Origin of the sequence: Hoyosella altamirensis (assembly GCF_014191505.1) — a bacterium.
GTDB classification, from domain to species: domain Bacteria; phylum Actinomycetota; class Actinomycetes; order Mycobacteriales; family Mycobacteriaceae; genus Hoyosella; species Hoyosella altamirensis.
This window is the reverse complement of sequence record NZ_JACHWS010000001.1, coordinates 370,614-388,038: the sequence shown is the minus strand read 5'-3', so window position 1 is coordinate 388,038 and position 17,425 is coordinate 370,614. Positions and strand designations below refer to the sequence as shown.

Below are 17,425 nucleotides of genomic sequence, written 5' to 3'. Positions count from 1 at the left end.
TACCGCAGTTTCCTGGCTATCCGGTGCGTTAACCCAGTTCATCCGCGAGCTCGAGCCAGCGCTCCTCAAGATCATCGTGTTCGCTGTCGACAACCTTGAGTTCCGCATGCAGCTTTTGGAGGCGTTCGGGATCGGTCGCCGCAGCCGCGAGCTCCGCATGCAAAACACCCTGCCGCTGTTCGAGTTTGGCGATCGCGCGCTCGAGCCGCGTCAATTCCTTGTGCGCAGCACGTTCCGCCGCGCCACCCTTCGTTTTCGCAGGCGCGTTCTCGGCCTGCCCGCTAGGCGCCGGCTTGGCCACCGCTGTGGGCTTCCCGGAACTTGCTGCGTTTGAAGCCCGCCGCTGCAGATACTCTTCGATTCCGCGCGGCAGATGCGTCAGCTGTCCATCTCCGAAGAGGGCGTAGACCGAATCGCACACACGCTCAGTCAGGTACCTATCGTGGCTGATCACCACGAGAGTGCCAGGCCAGCTATCGAGCAAGTCCTCTAGCTGCTGCAGGGTGTCGATGTCGAGGTCGTTAGTCGGTTCGTCGAGGAGAAGCACGTTTGGCTCCGCCATCAGGATCCGGGTGAGTTGCAGGCGCCGCCGTTCACCACCGGAGAGGTCGGCGACGGGTGTCCACTGTCGCGCGGGAGGAAATCCGAGGCGTTCCGCAAGCTGGGACGCGGACATCTCCTTATCTCCCAAAATTACGCGCCTGCCCACTTCCTCCACTGCTTCGAGCACGCGCATTTCCGGCGGCAAGTCATCGAGTTCCTGCCGCAGCCAGCCGAGTTGAACTGTTTTGCCTTCGACACGGCGGCCCGTCGTCAGTTCCGCAGCACCTGCGAGCGCACGCAAAAGTGTGGTCTTGCCTGATCCGTTGACGCCAACGATGCCGGCCCGTTCGCCCGGCGCGAGGCGCCAGGTGACGTCGTGAAGCAATTCTCGGCCATCGGGGGTACTGAGCGTCACATCTTCGAGTTCGATGACGACTTTGCCGAGGCGGCGCGTAGCGAACGCGGAAAGCGTGACGGTGTCGCGCGGGGGTGGGACGTCCGCGATCAGGCTTTCGGCCGCTTCGACGCGATAGCGGGGTTTTGATGTCCGCGCTTGCGGGCCGCGCCGCAGCCATGCCAGTTCCTTGCGGGCCAGATTCCGGCGGCGCTCTTCCTGCGCATCGGAGATCCGGGCGCGTTCGGCCCGCGCGAACACCCAGTCGTTGTATCCGCCTTCGTAGCTTTCAACTCGACCGCCCACGACTTCCCAGGTGCGTGTGGCCACAGTGTCGAGGAACCAGCGGTCGTGTGTCACGACGACGAGAGCGGAGCGTCGCGTCAGCAGATGATCGGCGAGCCATTGCACGCCCTCAACATCGAGGTGGTTGGTGGGCTCATCGAGTACGAGCAAATCCAGGTCTTGTACCAGCGCAGCGGCGAGCCCAACGCGCCGGCGTTCGCCACCGGACAGGGAATCTACGGGACTGTCGAGGTGACGTTCCGCTTCGCGGAGTCCGATCCCTGTCAGGATGCCTCTGATACGCGCGTCTGATGCCCATTCGTGCTCCGCTAGCCCGAGCGGGCCAAAGACGACGTCCCCGACGGTCGCGCCGGCCGGTAGCTCACCGCGCTGCGTGACGACCGCTACCCGTACGTCGTTCCTGCGGCTGACACGGCCGTCATCCACGGGCGTCACACCAGCGAGAACCTCGAGCAGCGTTGTCTTGCCACCACCGTTGAGTCCAACTACGCCGATGCGCTCCCCTGCCTCCACTCCCAGAGACACCTCATCGAGAAGCGGCTTGACGCCGAACGATTTCGAGACCTGTTCAAGGTTGACCAGGTTTGCCACTCACGCACCCCCATCGACAGCACGCTCTTGGGCCGGATCATCGGGGCCGCTGTCGGTCTCGATCACCCGCGCACCTGGAACCGGTCCGGTCGCCGTACGAACTGTCCTGCACACTCCGGTTGCCGAAACTTCGACCCCAACACTGACCGCATCCTCAGCGTCACGGCACAAAAACGCACACGTCGGTCCTGAACCCGACACAATTGCAGCCAGCGCGCCCGCGTCCTTTCCGGCCCGCAACGTTCTCCGAAGCTGCGGTTTCAGCGAAATCGCAGCTGCCTGCAGATCGTTGCCGAGCAGCGGTGCGAGCGCATCCGGGTCCCCGACGGTCAGCGCATGCATCAAATCATCGGCGCTCCCGAGACGTGGGGGTGTGCCGGATTCCCGCAGCCGATCGAGTTCCTTGTACACCGCTGGGGTGCTCAGGCCGCCCTTCGCGAAGGCCAGCACCCAGTGGTAAGTGCTCCGTGAAAGAACCGGTAACAACTGCTCGCCGCGCCCAATTCCCATCGCGGTACCGCCGCGAAGCGAGAACGGAACATCGCTGCCGAGCTCGGCGGCGAGTTCTGATAGCTCGCTGCGGCTGAGTTCGAGATGCCACAGCGTATTGAGGGCGACGAGGGTCGCAGCCGCGTCCGCGCTGCCGCCGGCAAGGCCTCCCGCTACGGGGATTCCTTTTCTTATCGCGATGTGGACTCGCGGCGACCGGCCCGCTTTCTCGGCCATCAACTGTGCAGCCCGCCACACCAGGTTGTTCTCGTCTAGGGGGACTTCGCGGGCACCTTCGCCCTTAACTGAGACGGTTAGCGCATCGGCGCGCGTCACGGCGACTTCGTCGTACAGCGAAAGTGCCTGAAAAACTGTTGCTAGCTCGTGGTATCCGTCGTCGCGAAGATCGCCGACCGCCAGATGCAGATTTACCTTGGCGGGCGCGCGGACCTTCACCGGTTCGTCAACGACATGCAACACAGTTGGACAGCTTAGTGTGTCGATCAGCTCTGCCCACGATCGTCATGGGCAGCGGCGATGCGCACGAACTCGGCGATTCCCAGCTTCTCGCCGCGCTCTGCCGGATTGATTCCTGCCACAGCAAGGATCTCTCCGGCTTCTTTCGCTGAACCAGCCCACGTGGCCAGTGCTGATCGGAGTGTTTTGCGTCGCTGGGAGAACGCGGCATCGATGACGGCGAACACCGCGCGACGGTGGCGGTCACTGACGTCCCAGGGTGGTTCGCTGTACCGGTCGATCCGGACAAGACCCGAATCGACGTTCGGCACCGGCCAGAACACGGCGCGTCCGACGGAGCCGGCACGACGAACAGTTCCAAAGAAAGCTGCCTTTGCGCTGGGAACTCCATAGGTGCGGCTCCCTGGCGGCGCGGCAAGACGGTCGGCTACCTCCGCTTGGACCATTACCAGCACTGTGCGCAGCGTCGGCAGTTCCGTGAGCAGGTGCAGCAGCACGGGGACCGCGACGTTATAGGGCAGGTTCGCGACCATCGCCTGGGGGGTTCGGTGCGTGTCGGGCAGTTCCGCCGCCTTGACGCGCAAGGCATCCGCGGTTACCACTGCCAGACTCGCCGCCATTCCCGGAGCATGCGTCCGCACTGTATTGGGCAGTTGCCCGGCGAGCACGGGATCGATCTCGACCGCAACAACGGGGTGCCCCGCGTCGAGCAGCGCCAGCGTCAGTGAGCCAAGCCCCGGTCCAACTTCGAGGACAGTTTCCCCGGCTGCGAGGCCCGCAGCGCCGACGATGCGGCGGACGGTGTTCGGATCGTGCACAAAGTTCTGCCCCAGTTGCTTCGTCGGCCTGACGCTGAGGCGCGCCGCGAGGGTGCGGATATCAGCGGGGCTGAGCAGGCTCGACGGGGTACTGGACGCACGCGAAGACCCCGGGTCCGCGAGGGACCCGGGGTCAGCGTCACTGACGTCATCGGTGTTTCCGCCGTAATGAGCGTGGTTCAGTGCGGTCTCGCCTTTCGGCTACATGCGGGTTTGGGCCGCATTGGCTAGGTCTAGCGATCAGCGCAGACCGAGCTTGGAGGAGCAGGCGGGCCATGCACCCCAGCCCTGGCTGGCGCGGGTTTTCTCGGCGATCGCGATCTGCTGTTCACGGGTAGCTAGATCGGCACGCGGTGCGTACTGCGTGCCACCGTAGGCCGCCCAGGTGCTCTGCGAGAACTGCAGGCCGCCATAGTAGCCGTTGCCGGTGTTGATCGCCCAGTTGCCGGTCGCCTCACACTGCGCCAGTGCGTCCCAGGTGGATCCGTTGGACACTGCGGGAGCGGACGGGCGCTGCTTCGTACCCTTGCGGATGACTGAAGCCTGCGCCTCCTGGCTGATGTCGGACGCTACCTTGGTGCGCGCAGACTCGCCGCCGTTCGCATGGAGTACGACGTACGTGTTCTTTTCGATTCCGGGGACGCCCTCAACCTCGACGCGCGTCTCACCCTCGAGCATGTTCGGGTCTTCGATCACGTTCTCGGGAAGGAACTCTTCCTCAAGTACTTCGCGGGCGACACGGAGACGTTCGACCGTGATTTCCATGCCTTCTGTGACCGCCGTGCGAGCGTGCGGGAATACCGCGTCGAAGCCTTCGAGTGGGACGCCCATCTCCGCGAGGACCTCTTCGACCGTGAAACCGATGGTCTGGAACTCGGCCTCTTCTTCGCCGTCAGTGATCTTGACCGTCTTCGGTGAGGTCACCGAAAGCTGCATACCGTCGAACGGGATGCGCTCGGAACGGGAGGCTGAGACACCAAGGTCGCGACCCGCGAGGTCGAGCTGTGCGAGCGCTTCCTCAACGGTGGCGGCGGTGGTCCAGATTTCGCGTGGCTCACCGTCGATGTCGACCTCGAGGAGCTTCGCTCGCTGCAGAACGATGGTGTCACCGTGGCTGACGGATTCGTTTGCGGCCGGGATGACAACGTCGTGCTCGGTCAGCGGAAGTCCGGCGGAGGACAATGCGCCGTCAACGTCGCCCCTGAAGGTGCTGACGGAGCGAGTTTCGCCGTCGACCTCGATGGTGACGTCCTTGTGCATCGCGATTGCTGTTCCCGCTCCGCCGATCATGGCAACCAGAACGCCCCCAGCGACGATCTGAGCCTTCTTGGAGTTGGAGGTACGCGGTGCTTGCGACATTGTCTTCCTGACTGTTGGCTGGCCGGGCAAGAGAAGTCAGTGAGTAAATGTGGTGTTGCCTCACTGAGTCGGGCTTCTCCATCCCGGATGTCGATAACAAAACAGTAACGAGCGGGTGCTAACTGGAGCAAGCATTTCGCTGATAATGAGAGCTGTTGCACATTTCAGCGAAAGTAAAGAAACTCGCAGATTAATTTATGTACAGCGGCAACTTGCCGTTGCATTAAGCATTGAACCAGGTAGAAGCCACAATTTGGTTAAAACCGGCCCAATTCACATTAGTTACCAAATGTGCCACGAGTCACATCAGCACCAGGCGAACCGGACACGACAAACGGGTCACCGCCATTTATGTGATGGCGATCACATTAATTCAGGCGTGTTACGTGACCACAAAAGGCGGTCAGCAAGAATGCCGTTTACATAAAACTGCGCGACGTATACGCAGTCGTCTGAGATATGCCCAGACGCCGGGACAGGAACAGGCAGTCAAGTTTCAAAGGTTGATTGCAGTGACGCCTCGGCACATCTCGGACGTTTCGCACACAACGTGACTTGCGGTGACTGGCCAAGGCCCGTCTCAGAGCTTGTACACCCCGCGCGCGGTCGCAGTAGTCGCAGCAGCCAGTTCCGCGGGATCGTCACCGCGAATCTCAGCCAGCGCCTGCACGGTATACGGCAGGCAATACGATTCGTTTGGAGCACCGCGATAGGGGTGCGGAGTCAGATAGGGGGCATCTGTCTCGACCAGCAGCTGACCCGCGGGAATCAACGTTGCCGCCTCGTGCAGTGCACGCGCATTGCGGAAGCTCACCGTGCCGGAGAGGCTCAGCACCCATCCCTCGTCGATGCACAGGCGCGCCATCTCGGGGCCAGACGAAAAGCAATGGAAGATCACCGTCTCTGGCGCCCCCTCGGACTTCAGCACCCGGATGAGAGCGTCGTCAGCCTCGCGATTGTGAATCATCAGCGGCTTCGAGACACGCTTCGCAAGGTCGATATGCCAGCGGAACGCTTCTTCCTGGTCGGGTATCTCCGCGCAGCCGTCGAGCTTCCCCGGCCAATAGAAATCGAGGCCAGTCTCGCCGACCGCAACCGTGCGCTCATCCTCCGCCAGGGTCTCGAGAACCGACTTCGCATGGTCATCAAGATGTTGGGCCCGGGTCGGGTGCAGCGCGGTCGCTGCGAACACCCGCTCATCCCAGTGCGCGAGCCGGACGGCCAGCTCAGCCGCCGCGAGATCGTCAGCGACGGTGACAATCGTGCCCACGCCAGCGGACGCCGCCCGGTCGACGATGGTCCGCAAGGACGCCTCATCAGTCGCACCGCACGCGTCGAGGTGCGTGTGCGCATCCACAAGCGAGCCGAGCGGTTCGGGGACTGGCGGAGCTTCGCGTTTCTTCGACGTCATTTGGTGATCGGCGCCCATTCGGGTCCGGTTTCGCCCAGGACCGGGTCAAGCTTGGTGAACAGTGGCGTTGGCTTCGACAACTTGGTTCCGGGCTTGATGTCTCCGCGGCCCCACCGGGCCTGCTCGCTGGCGTAATCACCCATCAAAACCGGGTAACTCCGCCCCGCCTCCGGCAGGTTCACACCTACAGGCTCCACCTGCGTGGTGTCGTCAGCAACCTCGCGGATCTCCGGCTGCGCGGCCCAGACCCCCTCACCGCCTAACAGTTCATGCACCTTCTGCGCCGAATGCGGCAAGAACGGGGTCAGCAGCGCATTCGCGTCCGACACCACCTGCAGCGAGGTGTGCAGCACAGTCGCGAGCCGGTCACGCTGATCTGGATCCTTCGCGAGCTTCCACGGCTCGAGCGCAGAAATGTATTTGTTGGCGGCAGTGACCACCCGCATGCCCTCATTGGCGGCAGCGCGGAAACGGCTCCGCTGCAGATGCTGCCCAGCCGTTTCGAAAGCCGCCTCGGCCGTGCGCAGCAGTTCGACGTCGAAATCGGTCAGCGTGGCTGGCGCCGGGATCTCCCCGAAGTTCTTGTGTGCCATCGAGACGGAACGGTTGACGAGGTTGCCCCACTCGTTCGCGAGTTCGAAGTTCGTGCGGCGAATGAACTCATCCCAGGTGAAGTCGGTGTCTTGCGATTCTGGGCCTGCCACCGCGATGAAGTACCGCAGTGGGTCGGCCCCGAAATCACGCAAGAAGTCGCGCACGTAGATGACGGTGCCGCGGCTCGTCGAGAATTTTGATCCACTCATCGTCAGGAACTCACTCGACACCACTTCGGTGGGGAGGTTCAGATCACCGAGCGGTCCCGCTGACCCGCCGCGCGCGCCACGGCCCGAATATCCGAGCAGTTCCGCAGGCCAGATCTGCGAGTGGAACGTGATGTTGTCCTTGCCCATAAAGTAGTAGCTGACAGCTTCAGGGTCAGTCCACCATTTGCGCCACGCCTCCGGATCGCCGGTGCGCGCTGCCCACTCGATGCTTGCCGACAAGTAGCCGATGACGGCATCGAACCAGACGTACAGCTTCTTGTCAGGGCGGTTCGACCAGCCGTCCAGCGGGATCGGTACGCCCCAGTCGATATCGCGGCTCATCGCTCGCGGGCGGAGGTTATCGATGAGGTTCAGGCTGAAGCGCAGCACATTGGGGCGCCAGTCCGTGCGCCCCTTGAGCCACAGTCCCAGCGCGTCGGCGAGCGCGGGCAAGTCCAGGAAAAAGTGCTCCGTTTCGACGAACTTCGGCGTCTCGCCGTTGAGCTTCGACCTCGGGTTCAGCAAATCGATGGGGTCGAGCTGGTTACCACAGTTGTCGCACTGGTCGCCCCGTGCACCGTCGTACCCACAGATCGGACAGGTGCCTTCGACGTAGCGGTCCGGCAATGTGCGGCCCGTTGACGGGCTGATCGCACCTGTCGTTGTCTTCGGAACGAGGTAACCGTTCTTGTGGAGGGTTCGGAAAAGTTCCTGCACCACCGCGTAATGGTTGCGCGTAGTCGTGCGGGTGAACAAGTCGTAGCTCAGACCGAGCCCGGCAAGGTCTTCAACGATGACGCGGTTGTAGCGATCCGCGAGCTCACGTGGCGTGGTGCCCTCCTGGTCAGCCTGCACAAGGATCGGCGTGCCATGCTCATCCGTCCCCGAGATCATCAGCACGTCGTTGCCCACCATGCGCTGGTAACGAGCAAAGACGTCGGACGGAACACCGAAACCGGACACGTGCCCAATGTGGCGCGGGCCATTCGTGTACGGCCAGGCAACCGCCGTGAGAACTCGGGTAGACATGCGTTCCAGCCTATTCGTTGAGGGTGCCGGATTCCCAACCCGGCCAGATTCGCGCGGGCAGATAGCGCGCCGAGAATGGGGCTTAGCCGGGGCGCATCCCACACCTTTCCGACAAGAACAGGCATACTGCGGTCCCATGGGGAACACCACTGAGCGATCCCGACGCGCGCGGACCACGCGTCCCGGCCAGAGCTCACGCGGACGTTCGAAGCCGAGTGCCGACGGACACGGTAAAGCTTCGTCTGCCCGGTGGTCAGAAACGCAGCAGCCCAGCAACGGTACCGAAGAGCAGTGGAATTGGCCCGGCCGCTTCACCAGTCCGGGCGCGGATCCCCACACACTCGTTCACGAAATGATCCTCACTGGCGCCGAGGCGACCATCAAGCGGCAGCGGGGCCGCCGTGGCGGCACGCTCAGCGCGGAACGTGTCGCGGAACAACTCGCGCAGATCGATGCGGGCCGTGAACCGTGGCTAGCCACCCGGGTCGCGTCGGACATTCTCCTTTCAGCGATGGAGTCGCTCTACGAGCACGGCTGGCAGCCGCGAGACGTAATTCACGTTGTCGAACGCGCGCACCCTCAGCACGTGGCAGAGCTTGCCGTCGCGACAGTCGCCTTCCAGGCTGCGCTGACGAACGCGTCGCAGCGGGCGCCGCTCTCGTGGGTGGAGCAGCTTGATGACGTCGCCGCAGCCTGCCCGGACCTTGCGGAAACCATGCGATGGGCAGCGATCCGTAACCCCGGTAACCGGCCATATCTGCTTGCGCTCGGGGGCGAGCCCCCACTCCAGACGGACTGGTCGGCTGTCCTCACGCTGATCGGCCGGTGGCATGATCTGCCGGTCTGGCCGCAAGTGTGCACTCCTCCCTCGCAGTGGCCAGAGCAGCGGGCCGACGCCGCTCCGCGCGCCCAGCGCTCCGGACCAGTTGATTCGCGGGTGCTGAACAAGGTTCGCGGTCTACTCGCGAAAGCTGAGGCGACAACCTATTCCGGTGAAGCCGAGGCTTTCACCGCCAAGGCGCAGGAACTCATGACGCGGTACGCGATTGATTCAGCGTTGCTGCGATCAGAACACTCGCGTGCCGACGTTCTCACGACACGGATCCACATCGACAATCCATACACAAAAGCGAAGGTTCACCTGCTCCACGAGATAAGTCTGGCCAACCGGGTGCGTGTCGTTTGGGACGCGGAATACGCGGTGGCAACCGCCGTGGGTACCCCGGTCGACTTGCGGCAGGTCGAAATGCTGTACACCTCGGTGCTCGTCCAGGCGACTCATGCGATGACTGAACTCGGCCGTGACAGCGAAGATGGTTCCACGAGAACCGCGAGCTTCCGGCGGGCGTTCCTGTTTGCCTTCGCGGTTCGTGTCGGCCAGCGGCTTCAGGAAGTCGGCGAGGAAACCACGGCGCGGGCCGCGAAACGCGCGCGGCGCAACGGAAAACGGCTGCTCCCAATCTTGGCGGCGCAGAACGAAGCGGTGAACGCAGAATTCGAGCGCCTGTTTCCGAGGACAGAGAAGCAAACAGCATCTCCCATGGATGCTCGCGGCTGGATTGCCGGTAAGGTCGCGGCCGACCAGGCTGTTTTGCAGCCAGCGGGGGTAGCGCTCGAAGGGGCGTCCTGACGCGTGCCACTCTTAACCAGTGCGATGTGAGCGCATCGGTGAAGGTTCCCGTGCCGCGGAGGTTCTGCGGGCGCTAGCTTCGCGCGCCCAGAAAACTGGTGCGCCACCGCCCGCGGCGGTCACCGGAAACTGGTTCGGTTCCCTCGCCATCATCGCTCCCGAACTCGCCACGCACACCGACAACTCTCCGCATCCCTTTGGCGAAACCGACACCGTCGCCGCGCCAGGAGACGCAGTGGGGGGCGGATGGTTCGGTTACTTGTCGTACCCAGACACTGGTCCAGACGGCGCGACAGGTCCCCTCCCGCAGATGGCGGGCGGCTTCACGGACAGCGTGCTGCGTCTGGACAGGAGCGGTACCTGGTGGTTCGAGTCTCTCAGCGGCGCAGTCTGTCCCGATTGGCTGCGCCGCCTCGTCCTGTCGCCTGCACTTCCCCCGTCATCTGCATGGTCCTGCCATTGGGAACCGCCAAGCCGAGAAGCACATAGGTATGGGGTCGAGTCGTGCCTCGAGGCCATCAGGGCCGGCGAGGTGTATCAAGCATGCGTGTGCGGGCATTACACCGGGAAGTTCGAGGGCGATCCGCTCGACTTCTTCACCGACGCGATCACCGCGACGCAGCCGGCGAAAGCAGCTTTCCTCCAGGGCGCCTGGGGCTCTGTCGCCTCACTTTCGCCAGAACTATTCCTGTCCCGTAAGGGCCGAATCGTGAAATCCAGCCCGATCAAGGGGACGCTGCCGATCGACGCCGACCCTGCGCTGCTGCGCAGCTCGGTGAAGGACGTTGCGGAGAACGTGATGATCGTCGACCTCGTCCGGAACGACCTCGGCAGACTCGCCGACTCCGGCTCAGTAACCGTCACTGACCTCCTCGGTGTCTATCCCGCACCGGGGGTGTGGCATTTAGTCTCCACTGTGCAAGCCCACATCGACGACGGCATACCAGTGCGCGATCTGCTCGAGGCAACGTTCCCGCCAGCTTCTGTCACCGGAACGCCGAAACATCGTGCCCGAACCCTGTTGCAGCGCTGGGAGCCCTCCCCGCGCGGCGTGTACTGCGGCACCGTCGGGTTCCACTCTCCCGTCGCAGGACTCGAACTGAATGTGGCGATCAGGACCGTCGAATTCACTGCCGACGGCCAGTGCCGACTCGGCGTCGGGGGTGGCATCACCATCGATTCTGTCCCGGACCGCGAATGGAAGGAGTGCGTCGACAAGGCAGCGACGATCGTCGGCCTCACCCCTTCGGCGTCACTCCGCTGACGTCCGCTGCGCGAGCACCGCGTCGTACAGTTCTCGTTTCGACACACCGGCCCGTTCCGCGATCACAGCGCACGCCTCCTTCAGCCTGCTGCCGGCCGTCACCAGACGTTCGACGTCTGCGACCTGATCGCCAACACTCCGCGCAGCGGGTTGCGCGCCTTCGAGCACCACGGTGATCTCGCCGCGTACGTGTCCCTTCGCCCAGTCGGCAAGCTCACGAAGTGTGCCTCTCTTCACTTCCTCGTACGTCTTGGTGAGTTCGCGGCACACCGCAGCGCGCCGCTGCGGACCGAGCACGCTGACAGCGTCATCGAGGCACTCTGAAAGACGGTGCGGCGCTTCGAAGAACACGCACGCACGCGGTTCGTCCCGCAACCCGTTGAAGAACTCGCGCCGCGCGCCCTGCTTGCGCGGCGGGAAACCATCAAAACAGAACCGATCCACAGGCAACCCAGAAAGCGCCAGCGCGGTCGTTACCGCAGAGGGACCGGGGAGACACGTGACGGATAGTCCGCGTTCAGCGCACGCCGCCACCAGCCGGTAGCCCGGATCACTGATCGACGGCATCCCCGCATCGGTCACCAGCAGCACGATGTGCCCGCGGGCGACCTCCTCGACGAGGAGTGGGAGCCGCGTCCTTTCCACATGGTCGTAGAAACTCACGACCTTCGCGGTCAGCGAAACGCCGAGCGCGGCGGCGAGCTGCCGGGTTCGGCGGGTGTCCTCAGCCGCGATGACGTCGGCGTCACGCAACAATTCCATGAGTCGGGGTGACGCATCACGAACGTCACCGAGTGGTGTAGCGGCGAGTACAAGCTGTCCGGCCATGGTGATACAGCCTACGATCATCGGGTGCCCGTGCTCAGTGCTGCCCGAAGACCGCCAGCTCACGCTGCGCGAGGTTCACAGCACCCTTCCCCCCGTGCAGCCTCACCAGCAGCACCGATTTCCAGTCCGGGAACACGGACGCCGCCCTACGATCCGATGCCCACCGACACGCTTCGCGGGTGGCTCGTCGCCGGATTTCTGACTTTCCTTGCGGCCCTCACACGATTTACGGGGCTCCAGTCCCCCACAGACGCCGGCACGCCGGTGTTCGATGAGAAGCACTACGTCACGCAGGCATGGCAGATGCTGCGAGGCGGCTGGGTGGAGGATAACCCGGCGTATGGGCTAGTCGTGCATCCGCCGGTCGGTAAACAGCTCATCGCATTTGGCGAAGCACTGTTTGGCTACTCCGCGTGGGGCTGGAGGTTCTCTGCTGCGGTCGCGGGGGTCGTTCTTGTCCTCCTGGTCACCCGTATCACTCGCCGTCTCGCGAGATCGACGCTCGTCGGCGCGATCGCCGGTGTCCTCATTCTCGTCGATGGCGTCACCTTCGTGACGTCGCGGATGGGCATGCTGGACATCTTCCTCGTGCTTTTCGTCGTCGCTGCTTTCGGGTGTCTAATCGTCGATCGTGATGACGTTCAGCGCCGGTACGCGCGCGTTTACGCGGAGGGGCGTATCAGCCAGACCCCGTTTGGGCCGCGGATGGGGGTGCGCTGGTGGCGATTCGGTGCGGGTGTGCTGCTCGGGCTGGCATGTGCCACGAAGTGGTCCGGGATCTATGTCATAGTCTTCTTCGGACTGATGGCGGTCGCATTCGACCTCGCCGCCCGTTACCGCTTCGGCGTGCGGCAGCCCATCGTGGGGACGGCTGCGCGCGATGTGGTTCCGGGCTTGTGGGCACTCGTCGCCGTACCTGTGGGCGTCTATGTCGCAAGTTACTGGGCATGGTTTTCCAGCGAAACCGCAGTTGACCGCCACGCGGTTGGGCGCACCATCGGCGAGGGCGGCATGTGGAGCTTTCTGCCCGATTCGCTGCGTGCCCTGTGGTACAACCACGGCAACGTTCTGGGGTTCCACACGGGGCTGACCAACACCGAAGGCCACATTCATCCGTGGGAGTCCAAGCCGTGGACGTGGCCGATGGGGCTGCGGCCCATGCTGTACTACTTTGCGCAGGGCGAGGACATCTCGGGCTGCAGTGCGAATGAATGTGTTCGCGCGGTCATGCTTGTCGGCACGCCAGCACTATGGTGGCTTACGCTTCCCGTTCTGGGGTGGTCCCTGTGGAAGGTCATCACCTGTCGCGACTGGCGCTACGCTGCGGCCCTCACCGGCTACGCTGCGGTACTGGTGCCCTGGTTCATGACTCTGGACCGGCAGATGTACTACTTCTACGCCGCTCCGATGGCACCTTTTATCATCATGATTTTCGCGTTGACGCTTGGCGAAGTACTTGGCCGCCGAGGTCAGCCGCCGGAGCGTCAGCAGCTTGGCTTGCTCGTGGTGTGCGGCTACCTCGCGGTTGTTGTCGTCAACTTCGTCTGGCTGTACCCCATCTTGACGGCGCTACCGATCACGCCAGAGATGTGGCAGCGCCAGTTGTGGTTGCCTAGCTGGCGTTGACCGGGCGGTTGGGTCGTCAGGAGAATCGGTTGAGGCCTGGAATCATCCGGTCGACGCTGAGACGGCCAGCTCCGCAGGCAGCGATCAGCAAGGAGCCCACACCGAGCGCCAGAACCAATTCGTAACCCCCGTCGTTGACGAACACGCCGTGCTCGGCGTGGACGAGGACGAACGCCCCAACCATGTCGCAGAACAAGAGGAAGCCCACAAGCGGCGTGAGAGCACCGATGATCAGAAGTGCCCCTCCTACGAGTTCGAGGTAGGTAACGACGTAGGCACTGATTTCAGGGAGTGGGGCGTTGATAGAGGTGAAGAACGCCTGCACACCTTCGATTCCCTGATCGTTGAGCTTTTGCCAGCCGTGGGCAACGAAAATGATGCCGATGCCGACGCGGGCGATCAGCAATGCGATGTCACGGTGCCAGCCAGTACCCATGATGCCTCCGTTGTGCGAACTAGCGGGACGCCGCCCGGCGCGGCTACCCATCATGATCAATTCTACGCCGACACTATTTGACTGAGCAACTAGTTGTCCAGAAGCCGCGCTGGCTGAAGGTACTGTTGCGTCACCGTACGGTTCTCGCCATAGTGAACAAAGCGGACATGGCAGCACTTGCCCCACCCCGCGCAACCCCTGAAGGAGGGGACATGGACCTGGTGCTGTGGATACCAGCTGCCCTCCTCGCTGCGGCGTTTCTGATGAGTGGCGTCACAAAGACATCCACCCCATACGAGAAGTACGTGCTCAAAAAGGGTGCCGATTGGGCACAGGAGTTCTCCCCCGGCGCAGTGCGCGCGATCGGCATCGTAGAAATCCTGGGAGCAGTAGGGCTGGTTCTGCCGCAAGCGACCGGTCTCTACCCGATCCTCACCCCCATCGCGGCTGTCGGGCTTGCAATCCTGCTCGTGCTCGCAATGATTGTTCTTCGCCGACGAGCTGAACTCTCCAGCTACATGCCCCTCACAGGAACACTCTTCGTCCTGTGTCTCGCGGTCGCGGTCGGCCGGTTTGTGACCTGACCGGCGGACTGATTGCGCGCCCCGAATTCGCTACCCGAGCCCCCGCAAAGCCGCCGCCACGAACCCACTTATTTCTTCATCCGTGAACCCCCAGCCACGAAGTTCAGTGACATACCGGACAGCTGCAGTCTGCGCCCGCGAACGAGTGGGATCGCCTGCAGCAGCGACAAATGACCCCTGCCGGCCCCGCGTCTCGATTACTCCCGCAGCCTCGAGCTCGCGGTAGGACCTGGCAACGGTATTAGGTGCGATACCGAGTTCTGCCGCTAGCTGCCGGACCGTCGGCAGCTTGCAGCCGGCAGGAAGATTCTCCTGCCGCACAAGCTCGATGATCTGCGTACAGATCTGCTCGTAGGGCGGTATCGACGAATCCTGATCGATCGACAGCAGCACGAGCACCTCACCTCCCCCGGGGCCCCGCACGAAGCCCAAGACGCCACAGCTAAGTATCGCCCCTCGGGCGACAACCCGGAGCGAGTCGGCGATCATTGATTCATGAGTGATGTGACGATCTACCACAACCCCCGATGCACGACGTCCCGGAATGTCCTTGCGATCATCCGAGAAGCCGGCATCGAACCCGAAATCGTCAAATACCTCGACACCCCACCGGGACGTGACGCACTCGCCTCGATGATCAGCGCGGCCTCGCTCACGCCCCGGCAGGCCATCCGCAAACGCGAAAAGCTGTACAAAGAACTCGGGCTCGACAACCCGGACACTAGCGACGACGCGTTGCTCGACGCGATGGCAGAACATCCCATCCTCATCGAGCGGCCCATCGTCGTCACACCGCGAGGCGTTCGCCTAGCCCGGCCGCCGCAAACAGTCGAGGAGATCCTGTAGCCAGACACGACGCGACGACCTACCAGCGCTAGCTGGGTGCTAGCAGCAACGCTCAACCTGCGTTAGCCTGCCTGTAACGAACGAATGGCAGCCGCCATATTCACGCCGAGAACGACATAGAGGTCTTCATGGCAAACACGGAGCACACCTCCGGACCGGGCGGTTCCCGACGTCTTGCGGAAGTTAAATCTGCAGGGCCGGAGGGACCGCGGCCCGTTCCATCCGCCGAGCCTGACAAGTGGGCGATCACGTCGGATGGCTACCGACTGGCGCTATACACGCGAGGCGACCAGTCCAAACCGACAGTGCTTTGCGTTCACGGGTTTCCCGATGACCACGGCGTTTGGGAGCCCGTAGCCGAATTGCTTAAGGACAGATACCACGTAGTGCTGTTCGACATGCGCGGTGCCGGACGCTCCGATCGTCCCCAGCGTGTGGCCGAGTACTCGGTGAGCCAGCTCGCGGACGATATCGCCACTGTTGCGCGGACGGTCGCGGACAACGGTCACGTGCACCTCCTGGCCCACAATTGGGGCGGGGCCGGTGCATGGGACCTGGCGCTGCACCCAGTCGACGGCATCGAACTGCTGTCCCTGACCACGATCGGGTCGGCGTCAGCTGAGTACTACTCGGCGTGGGTACGTGATCAGCTGCGATTCAACTGGCAGCACCTCCGTGACCTTTTCGGCACGTGGAGCATCAATACCTACATGACGTTCTTTCAGGTACCGGTGATTGCTCCCGCTCTGTTCAAGGTGGGTGTCGCCGATGCGGCGATGTCGTTCGCGAAGTGGAAGTTCGAGAAAGGCAAGGAACCGGATGGCTACGGCCACCGGCTCGCGAGCCGCAATCGCGACGGCCTTCGCATCTACTCCGCAAATATTTACAGTGCGCTCTTCGGCGCCAAACCGGCCCGGCACACTGGCGAACCTCGCAAGCCGGTGCCCTCGCTGGTCATCGTCCCCGAAAATGACAAGCTGTTCCCGCCGGCTGCACAGGCAGGCGCCGCGGAGTGGGCGATCGACTGCCGGATACGTTTTGTCGACGGAGGGCACTGGCTGCCGAGCCACCAGCCTGAACTCGTCGCGAAAATGGCAGCTGACTTTATCGAAGAAATCGAAGAGCGACAGAACTAACGTGCCAACGGTAAAAAGCACCATCCCCAACCTCAGAGATCTTGGTGGCATCCCGACGGCGAAGGGCCAAGTCACCCAGCGCGCACGGATCTATCGCTCAGCACAGTTGGGAAGCACGAATTCGGACGCACTTTCCGAACTCGGCGTGCGCACGGTTATCGATTTGCGGTCGGGGCTCGAACGTGTCAGTCAGCCGAGCGCACTTCCCGACGGAGTTACGTCTGTCACCGCGGACGTGCTCGCCGCGCGGCCTGATGGAGTTGCGGCGCGGTTCGCACAAGCGCTGGCAGACCCTGACTATGCGACCAAGATCCTTTCGGACGGATCGGCCGAGCAGGAAATCCTGAAAATATACCGGTTCTTTGTGCTCGATGACGCTGCTAGGGCAGCGTATCGGTCGCTCTTCCTCACAATCGCCGATCCCTCGAACCACCCCGTCCTTTTCCACTGCACGGCCGGAAAGGACCGCACGGGGTGGGCAGCAACCATGTTGCTCTGGCTGGCAGGTGCCGATGCTGACGTGCTGGAGCACGAATACCTTGGGGTGAACCCGGCCGTGGATGAATTGTTCGCTCCGATCTATGCGGCCGCCGTCGAGCGAGGTATCCGCCGTGAACTCCTTTACCCCGTATTGCGAGTTCGGGAAACCTACCTGGCCGAGGCGCGCACTACCGTCGAGCGCGAGTTCGACACCATTCAGAATTACCTCGGTCACGGAATTGGGCTAGAAGATGACGTTATCGCCGCTGCTCGAAGCGCACTCGTTGCACTTTGACAACCTTCTCTGCGCTTGGCTGACTGAATACCACAAAATGTGACATGGTAATTCTGTTACCAAAGATCAATCGTACGAGG

16 protein-coding genes are annotated in these 17,425 nt (G+C 63.0%); 7 read left to right on the top strand and 9 right to left on the bottom strand.

From position 1 onward, the window contains the following. Positions 1 to 28: 28 nt before the first annotated feature. The 6 genes from FHU29_RS01885 to metG form a co-directional block, all read right to left on the bottom strand. The gene (locus FHU29_RS01885; RefSeq protein ID WP_064439630.1) at positions 29 to 1,834 is read right to left on the bottom strand and encodes an ABC-F family ATP-binding cassette domain-containing protein; all 1,806 of its coding nucleotides are present in this window, start codon (positions 1,832 to 1,834) and stop codon (positions 29 to 31) included. Next, complete coding sequence (locus tag FHU29_RS01880) at positions 1,835 to 2,803, bottom strand: 4-(cytidine 5'-diphospho)-2-C-methyl-D-erythritol kinase (protein ID WP_064439629.1); 969 nt, start codon at positions 2,801 to 2,803, stop codon at positions 1,835 to 1,837. Between the two features lie 23 nt (positions 2,804 to 2,826). Then, positions 2,827 to 3,696 carry a 16S rRNA (adenine(1518)-N(6)/adenine(1519)-N(6))-dimethyltransferase RsmA gene (gene rsmA / locus FHU29_RS01875; RefSeq protein ID WP_064439628.1) on the bottom strand — a complete coding sequence of 290 codons (870 nt, stop codon included), beginning with the start codon at positions 3,694 to 3,696 and terminating at the stop codon, positions 2,827 to 2,829. 162 nt (positions 3,697 to 3,858) lie between these two features. Then, complete coding sequence (locus tag FHU29_RS01870) at positions 3,859 to 4,977, bottom strand: resuscitation-promoting factor (RefSeq protein WP_064439627.1); 1,119 nt, start codon at positions 4,975 to 4,977, stop codon at positions 3,859 to 3,861. 580 nt (positions 4,978 to 5,557) lie between these two features. Then, positions 5,558 to 6,388, bottom strand: a complete 831-nt coding sequence (locus FHU29_RS01865) for a TatD family hydrolase (RefSeq protein WP_064439818.1) — start codon at positions 6,386 to 6,388, stop codon at positions 5,558 to 5,560. Further along, on the bottom strand, positions 6,385 to 8,220 hold the full coding sequence (metG, locus tag FHU29_RS01860; RefSeq protein ID WP_064439626.1) for a methionine--tRNA ligase: 1,836 nt from the start codon (positions 8,218 to 8,220) through the stop codon (positions 6,385 to 6,387). The genes FHU29_RS01865 and metG overlap by 4 nt, the downstream gene beginning before the upstream one ends. A gap of 136 nt (positions 8,221 to 8,356) precedes the next feature. On the opposite strand from metG, the gene FHU29_RS01855 reads away from it, so the two are divergent. Then, positions 8,357 to 9,850, top strand: coding sequence for a DUF2786 domain-containing protein (locus FHU29_RS01855; protein WP_183377448.1), 1,494 nt, complete (start codon positions 8,357 to 8,359; stop codon positions 9,848 to 9,850). 19 nt (positions 9,851 to 9,869) lie between these two features. Continuing rightward, positions 9,870 to 11,114 carry an aminodeoxychorismate synthase component I gene (locus FHU29_RS01850; protein WP_064439625.1) on the top strand — a complete coding sequence of 415 codons (1,245 nt, stop codon included), beginning with the start codon at positions 9,870 to 9,872 and terminating at the stop codon, positions 11,112 to 11,114. On the opposite strand, the gene rsmI is transcribed toward FHU29_RS01850, so the two are convergent. Next, complete coding sequence (rsmI, locus tag FHU29_RS01845) at positions 11,103 to 11,942, bottom strand: 16S rRNA (cytidine(1402)-2'-O)-methyltransferase (protein ID WP_064439816.1); 840 nt, start codon at positions 11,940 to 11,942, stop codon at positions 11,103 to 11,105. The genes FHU29_RS01850 and rsmI overlap by 12 nt on opposite strands. 156 nt (positions 11,943 to 12,098) lie before the next feature. Here rsmI and FHU29_RS01840 point away from each other — a divergent pair, with 156 nt between their 5' ends. Beyond that, entirely contained in the window at positions 12,099 to 13,568 is a 1,470-nt protein-coding gene (locus FHU29_RS01840; protein ID WP_157094991.1) for a dolichyl-phosphate-mannose--protein mannosyltransferase, read from the top strand. 16 nt (positions 13,569 to 13,584) lie between these two features. Here the strand turns inward: FHU29_RS01840 and FHU29_RS01835 are convergent, their stop codons facing one another. Next, positions 13,585 to 14,004, bottom strand: coding sequence for a DoxX family protein (locus FHU29_RS01835; protein WP_064439624.1), 420 nt, complete (start codon positions 14,002 to 14,004; stop codon positions 13,585 to 13,587). Positions 14,005 to 14,216: 212 nt separating this feature from the next. Between FHU29_RS01835 and FHU29_RS01830 the strand changes: the two genes are divergently transcribed. Then, a complete protein-coding gene (locus FHU29_RS01830; RefSeq protein WP_064439623.1) occupies positions 14,217 to 14,588 on the top strand; it encodes a DoxX family protein in 372 nt (123 codons plus the stop codon). Between the two features lie 30 nt (positions 14,589 to 14,618). Here the strand turns inward: FHU29_RS01830 and FHU29_RS01825 are convergent, their stop codons facing one another. Further along, positions 14,619 to 14,987, bottom strand: a complete 369-nt coding sequence (locus tag FHU29_RS01825; protein ID WP_183377503.1) for a GntR family transcriptional regulator — start codon at positions 14,985 to 14,987, stop codon at positions 14,619 to 14,621. Positions 14,988 to 15,083: 96 nt separating this feature from the next. Between FHU29_RS01825 and arsC the strand changes: the two genes are divergently transcribed. The 3 genes from arsC to FHU29_RS01810 all read left to right on the top strand — a co-directional run bounded on the left by arsC (position 15,084) and on the right by FHU29_RS01810 (position 17,345). Next, entirely contained in the window at positions 15,084 to 15,434 is a 351-nt protein-coding gene (gene arsC / locus FHU29_RS01820; RefSeq protein ID WP_064439622.1) for an arsenate reductase (glutaredoxin), read from the top strand. Positions 15,435 to 15,562: 128 nt separating this feature from the next. Next, positions 15,563 to 16,570, top strand: coding sequence for an alpha/beta fold hydrolase (locus tag FHU29_RS01815; RefSeq protein ID WP_083962218.1), 1,008 nt, complete (start codon positions 15,563 to 15,565; stop codon positions 16,568 to 16,570). A gap of 1 nt (position 16,571) precedes the next feature. Further along, complete coding sequence (locus FHU29_RS01810) at positions 16,572 to 17,345, top strand: tyrosine-protein phosphatase (RefSeq protein ID WP_183377447.1); 774 nt, start codon at positions 16,572 to 16,574, stop codon at positions 17,343 to 17,345. Positions 17,346 to 17,425: the final 80 nt, after the last annotated feature.

Excerpts from the sequence above, each read along its gene's own strand:
- FHU29_RS01830 (WP_064439623.1), top strand. The coding sequence starts at position 14,217 with ATGGACCTGGTGCTGTGGATACCAGCTGCCCTCCTCGCTGCGGCGTTT.
- FHU29_RS01855 (WP_183377448.1), top strand. The coding sequence starts at position 8,357 with ATGGGGAACACCACTGAGCGATCCCGACGCGCGCGGACCACGCGTCCC.
- FHU29_RS01870 (WP_064439627.1), bottom strand. The coding sequence starts at position 4,977 with ATGTCGCAAGCACCGCGTACCTCCAACTCCAAGAAGGCTCAGATCGTC.
- FHU29_RS01840 (WP_157094991.1), top strand. The coding sequence starts at position 12,099 with ATGCCCACCGACACGCTTCGCGGGTGGCTCGTCGCCGGATTTCTGACT.
- arsC (WP_064439622.1), top strand. The coding sequence starts at position 15,084 with ATGAGTGATGTGACGATCTACCACAACCCCCGATGCACGACGTCCCGG.
- rsmI (WP_064439816.1), bottom strand. The coding sequence starts at position 11,942 with ATGGCCGGACAGCTTGTACTCGCCGCTACACCACTCGGTGACGTTCGT.
- FHU29_RS01815 (WP_083962218.1), top strand. The coding sequence starts at position 15,563 with ATGGCAAACACGGAGCACACCTCCGGACCGGGCGGTTCCCGACGTCTT.
- metG (WP_064439626.1), bottom strand. The coding sequence starts at position 8,220 with ATGTCTACCCGAGTTCTCACGGCGGTTGCCTGGCCGTACACGAATGGC.
- FHU29_RS01865 (WP_064439818.1), bottom strand. The coding sequence starts at position 6,388 with ATGACGTCGAAGAAACGCGAAGCTCCGCCAGTCCCCGAACCGCTCGGC.
- FHU29_RS01835 (WP_064439624.1), bottom strand. The coding sequence starts at position 14,004 with ATGGGTACTGGCTGGCACCGTGACATCGCATTGCTGATCGCCCGCGTC.